This window comes from Dietzia sp. SYD-A1, from assembly GCF_015356725.1.
GTDB lineage: Bacteria > Actinomycetota > Actinomycetes > Mycobacteriales > Mycobacteriaceae > Dietzia.
This window is the reverse complement of sequence record NZ_JADDKI010000205.1, coordinates 1-8888: the sequence shown is the minus strand read 5'-3', so window position 1 is coordinate 8888 and position 8888 is coordinate 1. Positions and strand designations below refer to the sequence as shown.

Sequence of the window (8888 nt, the reverse complement as noted above, 5' to 3'; positions counted from 1 at the left end):
CGGGTGGGACGGCGCGGAGGGAACCGGGCACGGGCGGCCGTGGGCACGGGTGAAGGCGCGCACGGCACGTGAGTCAGCTCACAGTATGGGCGCGCGCCAGGGTCGCGGTACACCCGAAAGGGGAGGGTCGGGGGGTGGCCGGACACCCGCCCCTGGATTACTAGGAGATGCAAGTATAGGGTGATGGCCATCACGGGAGAAGAGCCGCGCGGACACGACGGACCGCGGCCTCACGACGAAGGGATGTCCATGTCTGATCTCAGGCAGATCGACCACTACATCAACGGCGCGAGGGTCGCCGGGACGGGTGGCCGCACCCACGAGGTGCTCAACCCCAGCACGGGTATGGCGCAGGCCGTGGTGCCGTTGGCGTCGACGGCCGAGGTCGACGACGTGATCGCCAAGGCCGCCGAGGCCCAGAAGTCGTGGGCGGCGCAGAACCCCCAGAAGCGCGCCCGCGTGCTGATGCGCGTCGTCGACCTGATCAACCAGAACATGGACGAGCTCGCCGAGTTGCTGGCGATCGAGCACGGCAAGACCACCCCGGACGCGCGTGGAGACATCCAGCGTGGCCTCGAGGTGCTCGAGTTCGCGATCGGGATCCCGCACCTGCTCAAGGGTGAGTACACCGAGAACGCCGGGGGCGGCGTGGACGTCTACTCCATGCGTCAGCCGCTCGGTGTCGTGGCCGGGATCACCCCGTTCAACTTCCCCGCCATGATCCCGCTTTGGAAGGCGGGCCCGGCCATCGCGTGCGGCAACGCCTTCGTGCTCAAGCCCTCCGAGCGCGATCCCTCGGTCCCGGTGCGCCTGGCCGAGTTGTTCACCGAGGCGGGCCTGCCCGACGGCATCTTCCAGGTCGTCCACGGCGACAAGGAGGCCGTCGACGCGATCCTCAACAACGACACGATCCAGGCGGTCGGGTTCGTCGGGTCGACCCCGATCGCGCAGTACATCTACGAGAACGCGGCCCGCACCGGCAAGCGCGCGCAGTGCTTCGGTGGCGCCAAGAACCACATGATCATCATGCCCGACGCGGACCTCGAGCAGGCCGCGGACGCCCTGGTCGGGGCCGGTTTCGGCTCCGCTGGTGAGCGGTGCATGGCGATCTCCGTCGCCGTTCCCGTGGGCGAGGGCACCGCCGAGGCGCTGCTGGAGAAGCTGGTGCCCAAGGTCAAGGAGCTGAGGGTGGGCCACAGCCACGACCCGAACGCCGACTACGGCCCGCTGGTCACGCCCGAGTCCAAGGCCCGTGTGCTGGACTACATCGACCAGGGCGAGAAGGCCGGCGCGGAGATCCTCATCGACGGCCGCGGTGTGGGTGCCTACACGGACGAGTTCAACGGCGAGGACATCTCCGGGGGCTACTACGTCGGCCCCACGCTCATGGACAAGGTCACCCCCGACATGAGCGTCTACACGGACGAGATCTTCGGCCCCGTCCTCGTCGTGGTCCACGCCAAGGACTACGACGAGGCCCTTCGCCTGCCCAACGAGCACGAGTACGGCAACGGCGTGGCCATCTTCACCCGCGACGGCGACGCCGCCCGCGAGTTCGTGTCCAACGTCCAGGTGGGCATGGTCGGCGTCAACGTGCCGATCCCCGTGCCGATCGCGTACCACACCTTCGGCGGCTGGAAGAAGTCCGGATTCGGCGACCTCAACCAGCACGGCCCCGAGTCGATCAAGTTCTACTCCAAGGTCAAGACGGTCACCCAGCGCTGGCCGTCGGGCATCAAGGACGGGGCCGAGTTCGTCATCCCCACGATGGACTGACCGGTCCCGCAGCGCGATAGCCGGGCACCGCGACAACCGGGCACCGTATGAGAGGAACACCCATGTTCACCCTGGATGACGACGACAAGGTCATCGTCGACACCGCCCGCGACTTCGCGGCCAAGCGGATCGCGCCCATGGCGCAGGAGTGGGACGCGAGCCATCATTTCCCGAAAGACGTCCTCCGCGAGGCGGCCGAGATGGGGATGGGCGCCATCTACGTCTCCGAGGACGTCGGGGGCAGCGGGATGCGTCGCCTCGACGGTGTCCGGATCTTCGAGCAGCTCGCCCGGGGATGCCCGTCGGTGGCCGCGTACCTGTCCATCCACAACATGTGCGTGTGGATGGTCGACGAGTTCGGCACCGAGGAGCAGCGTCGCGAGTGGATCCCGAGGATGGCGTCGCTGGAGCTGTTCGCCAGCTACTGCCTCACCGAGCCCGGTGCCGGTTCGGACGCGGCGGCCCTGCGGACCAAGGCGGTCAAGGAGGGCGAGGGCGAGTCCGCGGAGTACGTCCTCACCGGCACCAAGCAGTTCATCTCCGGTGGGGGTCAGTCGGACGTCTACGTGGTGATGGCCCGCACCGGTGAGGCCGGCCCCAAAGGGATCTCGGCTTTTCTCGTCCCCGCGGACTCCGAGGGACTGAGCTTCGGCCCGGACGAGCAGAAGATGGGGTGGAACGCCCAGCCGACCGCGCAGGTGATCATGGAGGGTGTCCGGGTCCCGGCCGCGAACCTCATCGGTGGCGCCGAAACGGGGGGAGAGGGCCTCGGGTTCACCATCGCCATGAAGGGCCTCAACGGCGGGCGCATCAACATCGCCGCCTGCTCCCTGGGTGGGGCCCAGGACGCGTACTCGCGGGCCGTCGCCCACGTGCGGGACCGGGAGGCCTTCGGCGGTGCGCTCATCGACGAGCCGACGATCCGCTTCACCCTCGCCGAGATGGCGACGGAGTTGGAGGCCAGCCGGCTCATGCTGTGGCGGGCCGCCGCGGCCCTGGACGCCAAGGAGCCGGACCATGTCGAGAAGTGCGCGATGGCGAAGCTGTTCGTCACCGACCACTGCTTCGACATCGCGGACCGGGCACTGCAACTCTTCGGCGGGTACGGATACCTCGCCGAGTACGGAATAGAGAAGATCGTGCGAGATCTCCGGGTGCACCGCATCCTGGAGGGGACGAACGAAATCATGCGTGTCGTCGTCGGCCGGGCCGTCGCCGCGCGCGGACTGGGAGCGTAGGACATGGACAACCGATCGCAGACCGTGGCGTTTCTCGGGCTGGGCAACATGGGTGGACCCATGGCCGCCAACCTGGTGGGCGCCGGATTCGTCGTCAGGGGGTTCGACCCGGTGGAAGCGGCGCAGGAGGCGGCCCGCACCGCCGGGGTCACCGTGTGTGACTCGCCCGCCGAGGCGGTCAGGGGAGCAGGTGTGGTGATCACGATGCTGCCCAACGGTGCGCTGGTGACCTCGACCTATGACGAAGTGCTGGGCGAGGCGGGGGAGGGGACCCTGTTCATCGACTCCTCCACGATCTCGGTCGACGACGCCCGTGCGGTCCATGCCAAGGCGGTGGACGCCGGGATGCTCCAGGTCGACGCGCCCGTCTCCGGTGGCGTCAAAGGTGCGACCGCCGGCACGCTGGCGTTCATGGTCGGCGGGGAGGACGAGGCGTTCGCGGCCGGGCAGCCCGTCCTGGAGCCCATGGCGGGCAAGGTCATCCACTGCGGAGGGGCGGGGGCCGGGCAGGCCGCCAAGGTCTGCAACAACATGGTGCTGGCCGTGCACCAGATCGCGATCGCCGAGGCGTTCGTGCTCGCGGAGGGACTGGGCCTCGATCACCAGGCCCTCTTCGACGTGGTCACCGGCGCGACCGGCAACAGCTGGGCGCTGCACACCAACTGCCCCGTCCCCGGCCCCGTCCCCACCTCGCCCGCCAACAACGACTTCACGCCCGGCTTCGCCACGGCTCTCATGAACAAGGATCTCGGGCTGGCGCTCGCGGCCCTGGAGAGCACTGGTACGGTCGCTCCGCTGGGAGCAGCAGCGGCGGCCCTGTACGACGAGTTCGCGCAGGACAACGGTGGCAAGGACTTCAGCGCCATCATCACCAGCATCCGCGAGTCCTCGCGGAGCTGAACACCTCCACTCTCGGGAGAACACCATGTCCACCCTCCGCCCCAAGGATTCAGACGCTGTACTGGGGGCCCTGCGCAGGGCCCGTCGCACCACCGGTGTGCCGGTCGTCTTCGCCGGCGAGGTCACCGGTGAGACCGCCAGGCTGAACCGCTTCATCGGGGTCCGCACCGACTCCATGCAGGGGTTGGCCGTGGCCAGGGGGCGTGGCCTCGGTGGTCATGTGCTGGCCTCGGGTCGACCGGCGACGGTCCGTGACTACGAGGAGTGCTCGAGGATCACCCGGGACTACGCCGACGCGGTGGACCGCGAGGGCTTGCGGGCGATCATCTCCGTCCCCGTGATGGTCTCGGGGGTGGCGCGGACCATCCTCTACGGATCGGCCCGGGTCGCGACCCAGTTCGGCGACCAGGTCACCCGGACGTTCACCTCCGTCGCCGCGGACCTGGCCTCAGAGTTCAGGATCCACGACGAGGTCGACAGACGACTGCGTATGGCCGATCACGCCGTCGCGGAGCAGAACTTCGGACTGGAGTCCGCGGACCGGGAACGTCTGCGTGTCCTGCACGGCGAGTTGCGTGCGATCGCCGCCGAGCTGGGCGACCCCGGCCTCCGGGAGAGGCTGCTGGCCGCGGGGTCCGCCCTGGCGGGGGTCGGCAGGGCGCCCGAGGAGGGCCGGGACGTCCCCCAGGCGCCGACGGTCCTGTCCCCGCGGGAGATCGACGTCCTCGCGCAGGTGGCGCTCGGATGTTCCAATGCCGAGGTCGGCGCCCGGCTGTCCCTGTCGCCGGAGACGATCAAGGCCTACCTGCGCAACATCGGGACGAAGCTGGGCACACGGTCACGGATGGAGTCCGTGGCCCGGGCCCGGCTCCTCGGCGTCCTGCCCTGATCCGACCAGCCGCCCCTCGTCACGCGGGGGTGGGGTCCACCCCGACCCTGACCCCGGTCGCCGGCCGGGTGAGCATCGTGGTCCACGGGAACGTCAGATCGTCGGGGTCGTCGCTGATCCGCACCCCCGGCCTGCACAGCGCCGCGACGGTCGCGGACAGGGCGGTCACCGCGATCTTCTCGCCGGGACACCGGTGGCCGGTGCGCACCCCGGCGCCGCCGTGGGGGATGAAGGCCTGCAGCTGCTCGGCGTCGTCGACGCCGAGGAACCGTTCCGGGTCGAAGGTCCCCGCGTCGAGCCAGTGGTTCGGATCCGTATCCGTTCCCTGGAGGTCGAGAAGGACGCGGTGCCCCTTGTGTACCGGGCACCCGCGGACCTCGAAGTCCGTCGTCGCGAGCGCCGGCAGCATCGGGACGAACGGGTAGACCCGCCTCACCTCCTGGGCGAACGCGACCGCCTCGGGGACCTCGGTGAGACGGCCGGCGTCCGCCGACGCCTCGCGGATGCGGTCCCGCCACCCCGGGTTCTCGGCCAGGGCGACGGCCGCGAACGCCGCGAAGCGGGCGACCGCCACGGTGGGGCGGGTGAGGTTCTGCAGTTCCACCGCCGCGGTGCGGTCGTCGACCAACCGGCCGTCCTCGTCCCGGAGGTCGGCCATCGCCGCGACGACCGAGTCGGGGTCGGGCTGTAGCGCACCCGACCGGACCTTGCGCACCAGGGACGTGGCCCAGCGGTCGAGACGGAGGCGTTCCACCTGAGCCACGGGGTTCCCCGAGACCCGACCGAAGGTGTCGAGGAGTCTGCTCATCTGCCGCGCACGCCTGTCCGACTCCTCGGGGCGCAGCGGCAGCCCGGCCCAGCGGAAGGCCGCGCGGCCGTAGGCGGTGGTGGTGTCGTGGTAGACGGTGCCCGATCCGTGGCGCGTCCACTGGCCGAGCATGTGCTCGAGTTCCTCCGCCACGAGGGAGGCGAACCGCGCCACCCGGTCGTCGTCGTAGGCCAGGTCTGCGAGCGCGTTCTTCCGGACGGTGTGGGCGTGGCCGTCCAGGCCGTGGACAGCGCCGGGTCCGAAGAGCGGGAGCCGGACGAACGCGGGCATCGCCCCCTCGCGCTTGACCTTGTCGGAGTCGTAGAAGTGGCGGACACCCTCCACTCCGCGCAACAGCACGGCCTTGCGACCCATGAGGCGCAGTCGCACCGGCGTCTGCGAGTCGGCGGGCAGTCCCGCGCGTTGCCGCACGCGGGAGGTGAAGAGGTATCCGGAACGGAGGAAGTCGAGGGACTGTTCGCGGAGCCGTCGGTGATCGTTGGGCGACATCGGTGTCTCCAGTCAGTCGGGGGCACGGTACGCCGCACACCCTAGGGCCGACTGGAGGTCGGGGCATCCGGTCCCGCCCCCTCTCCGATCGGTCCGCACGGTCAGCGCCGGTGTGGGACGGATCACGCCCCACATACTTTCGGGTGTATCGGGTGTGGTGGTCATCACATACCGTTCGCCTCAATCGACGCCAGAGCGTCGGCGATCACCCCCTCTCGCCGGAGGTCCGATACCCGGCGAGCCAGACACGACTGGAGTTGTCTTGACGCAGTCCCGAACCACCCCGCCGGGGGACGCGGCACCGCAGTCCCCCACCCTTCCGCCGGTCGAGCAGAAGACCTCGCTGAAGAAGGTCGCCGCGGCCTCCTCGATCGGTACCACCATCGAGTGGTACGACTTCTTCATCTACGGCACCGCCGCCGCGCTCGTCTTCCCGGCGCTGTTCTTCCCCGATCAGAACCCCGCGACGGCGACGCTGTCCTCGTTCGCGACGTTCGCCGTGGCGTTCTTCGCCCGGCCCGTCGGTGCGGCGATCTTCGGCCACTTCGGTGACCGGATCGGCCGCAAGAACACCCTCGTGTGGACGCTCATCATCATGGGCGTGGCGACCGTGTTCATCGGTCTGCTGCCCGGGTACAACACCGGGGCCTTCGGCGTCTTCTCGGGCGGCATCGGGATCTGGGCACCGACACTCCTCGTGGTGTGCAGGTTCTTCCAGGGCTTCGCGGTCGGCGGCGAATGGGCCGGAGCCACCCTGCTCACGGCCGAATACGCACCCGAGGGTAAGCGCGGCATGATGGCCATGTGGCCGCAGCTGGGCGTGGCCTTCGCCTTCTTCCTCTCCTCGGGCACGTTCCTGGTGTTCTCCCTCGTCGCCGGTGGCGGCGCGGACCTCGACAGCCCGTTCATGCAGTACGGCTGGCGTATCCCGTTCCTGCTCTCCGCCGTCCTGGTCCTGGTGGGCCTGTGGATCCGTCTGACCGTCGAGGAGACCCCCGTCTTCCGCCAGACCCAGGCCCGCGAGGCCAAGGAGGCCGCCGCGACCGCGGCGGCGGACCGGGCCGCGAACAGGGCCACCGCTCCCAAGACGCTGCCCTTCGCCGATGCCCTGCGCTTCCAGTGGAAGGAGATCATCATCGCGGGTGGCGCGCTCACCTCGCTGTTCTCCCTCTTCTACATGGGCACCTCGTTCCTCACCAACTACGCGACCGCCACCCTGGGGCACTCGCGGCCGTTCGTCCTGGCCATGGGCATGATCGCCGCACTGATCTTCGGCGCCGCCATCGCGTTGTCGGCGATGTACTCCGACAAGATCGGCCGGAGGAAGGTCATCGGCACCTCGGTCGGGCTCGCCATCCCGTGGACACTGGTCGTCTTCCCGATCCTCGACACCGGGTCGACCGTCGCCTTCGGTCTGGTCCTGTTCGTCACGCTGGTCATCTTCGGCATCGCCTACGGCCCGGCCGGCGCGCTGCTCCCGGAGCTGTTCCAGGCCCGTTACCGCTACACCGGTGCCGGCCTGGGCTACAACCTCGCCGGCATCCTCGGTGGCGCGTTGCCGCCGCTGGCCGCGGCCGCGATGATCGGCGCCGGCAACACCCTGGGTGTCGGCCTGATGCTCTCCGCGCTGTCGATCATATCCATGATCTGCATCTTCCTCATGACGGAGTCGAGCAAGAACGTTATCCACGCCGACGCCGAGCCGGACGACTCGCGGCTCGTCGCCACCGAGATGCCGTGACCGAGGTCTGACGAGTTCGGTCCAGGATCCGCACGACGGATCCTCCCCGGACAGCCGCGCCCGGCCCCACCCGAGAGGGGGCCGGGCGCGGTGTTGTTACTCCGGGGCCCCGCTGGTCAGAAGTCGCCGGCGGTCCGCCGGAGCGACGAGATGGCCTCGATCAGCGCCGACTGTTCCGACCGGTCCATCCCGGGATCGGAGAAGACCCCGGCGTTGAGCGCTGCTGTGGCCTCGGAGACCACACGCCGACCCTCGGCGGTGATCTCCACCAGGGTCGTCCGTCCGTCGGTCGGGTGTGGTCGGCGTTCGACCAGCCCGGCGTCCAGGAGACGCTTCATGGCGCTGGTGACGCTGGTGACGTGTACCTGCAGTCGCTCGGAGGCCTTGGTGATGGGCAGTGAGCCTGACCTCGAGAAGGCCAGCAGTCGGAGGAGTTCATAGCGGGGGAACGAGAGGTTCCACGGGCGTAGTGTCTCCTCCACCCTCGCCAGGAGGATCTGGTGCGCGCGCATGATCGACGTCACCACGGTCATCCCCTGGGCCGCGTCGGTCCATCCCTCGCGTTCCCAGTTGGCGCGGGCCTGGTCGATGCGGTCGGGGATCGGGGCGGTCCTGGGGGGCACGGCTCACTCCTGGAGGACACGGCGGGCGTCTGATCAGGCGAGTCTATCCGCCCGGTCCCCGTGCGACCGGCAGACGTGCGGGACGGGACGCCCGGCGGGCCTTCGGGACGGCGACCCCGCATATCCTCGTGGGCGCCTGTCGTTCCACGCTCGCCTCGCCGGGACCGGGGGCATGCTGGGATAGGCGTACGCCGTCCACCGACAAGGAGTCCGAGGATCGATGACGACCACCCAGAGCCCCCTCCGCATCGGAAACGTCTCGGCCTCACGTGGTGACCGCGCCACCGCGACGGCCGAGTTCCTCGACGCCGCCACGCTCGACGTCCTCGCCCTGGACATGCTCTCCGACGAAGCGGTGCTCGAGCTCGCCGGGCAACGGGTGGCGGGCGGGCCGGGTTACGAG

7 protein-coding genes and 1 pseudogene are annotated in these 8888 nt (G+C 69.6%); 6 read left to right on the top strand and 2 right to left on the bottom strand.

All coding sequences use genetic code 11. The features are described from left to right. The first annotated feature begins 249 nt into the window (after positions 1–249). The 4 genes from IY392_RS09405 (at position 250) to IY392_RS09390 (ending at position 4803) form a co-directional block, all read left to right on the top strand. Positions 250–1776 (top strand): CoA-acylating methylmalonate-semialdehyde dehydrogenase, encoded by a 1527-nt coding sequence (locus tag IY392_RS09405; protein ID WP_107758176.1) that lies wholly within the window; start codon positions 250–252, stop codon positions 1774–1776. Between the two features lie 62 nt (positions 1777–1838). Next, positions 1839–3014, top strand: coding sequence for an acyl-CoA dehydrogenase family protein (locus tag IY392_RS09400; protein ID WP_107757079.1), 1176 nt, complete (start codon positions 1839–1841; stop codon positions 3012–3014). 3 nt (positions 3015–3017) lie between these two features. Next, positions 3018–3914, top strand: a complete 897-nt coding sequence (gene mmsB / locus IY392_RS09395) for a 3-hydroxyisobutyrate dehydrogenase (RefSeq protein WP_194861062.1) — start codon at positions 3018–3020, stop codon at positions 3912–3914. 25 nt (positions 3915–3939) lie between these two features. Beyond that, the gene (locus IY392_RS09390) at positions 3940–4803 is read left to right on the top strand and encodes a LuxR C-terminal-related transcriptional regulator (protein ID WP_107757077.1); all 864 of its coding nucleotides are present in this window, start codon (positions 3940–3942) and stop codon (positions 4801–4803) included. 19 nt (positions 4804–4822) lie between these two features. On the opposite strand, the gene IY392_RS09385 is transcribed toward IY392_RS09390, so the two are convergent. Next, on the bottom strand, positions 4823–6121 hold the full coding sequence (locus tag IY392_RS09385; protein WP_194861061.1) for a cytochrome P450: 1299 nt from the start codon (positions 6119–6121) through the stop codon (positions 4823–4825). Between the two features lie 262 nt (positions 6122–6383). Here IY392_RS09385 and IY392_RS09380 point away from each other — a divergent pair, with 262 nt between their 5' ends. After that, complete coding sequence (locus tag IY392_RS09380) at positions 6384–7862, top strand: MFS transporter (protein ID WP_182612102.1); 1479 nt, start codon at positions 6384–6386, stop codon at positions 7860–7862. Between the two features lie 116 nt (positions 7863–7978). Here the strand turns inward: IY392_RS09380 and IY392_RS09375 are convergent, their stop codons facing one another. Next, the gene (locus IY392_RS09375) at positions 7979–8485 is read right to left on the bottom strand and encodes a MarR family winged helix-turn-helix transcriptional regulator (protein ID WP_107757074.1); all 507 of its coding nucleotides are present in this window, start codon (positions 8483–8485) and stop codon (positions 7979–7981) included. Between the two features lie 220 nt (positions 8486–8705). Here IY392_RS09375 and IY392_RS09370 point away from each other — a divergent pair. Then, positions 8706–8888: pseudogene (locus IY392_RS09370) on the top strand (DUF1446 domain-containing protein); the annotation flags it as partial.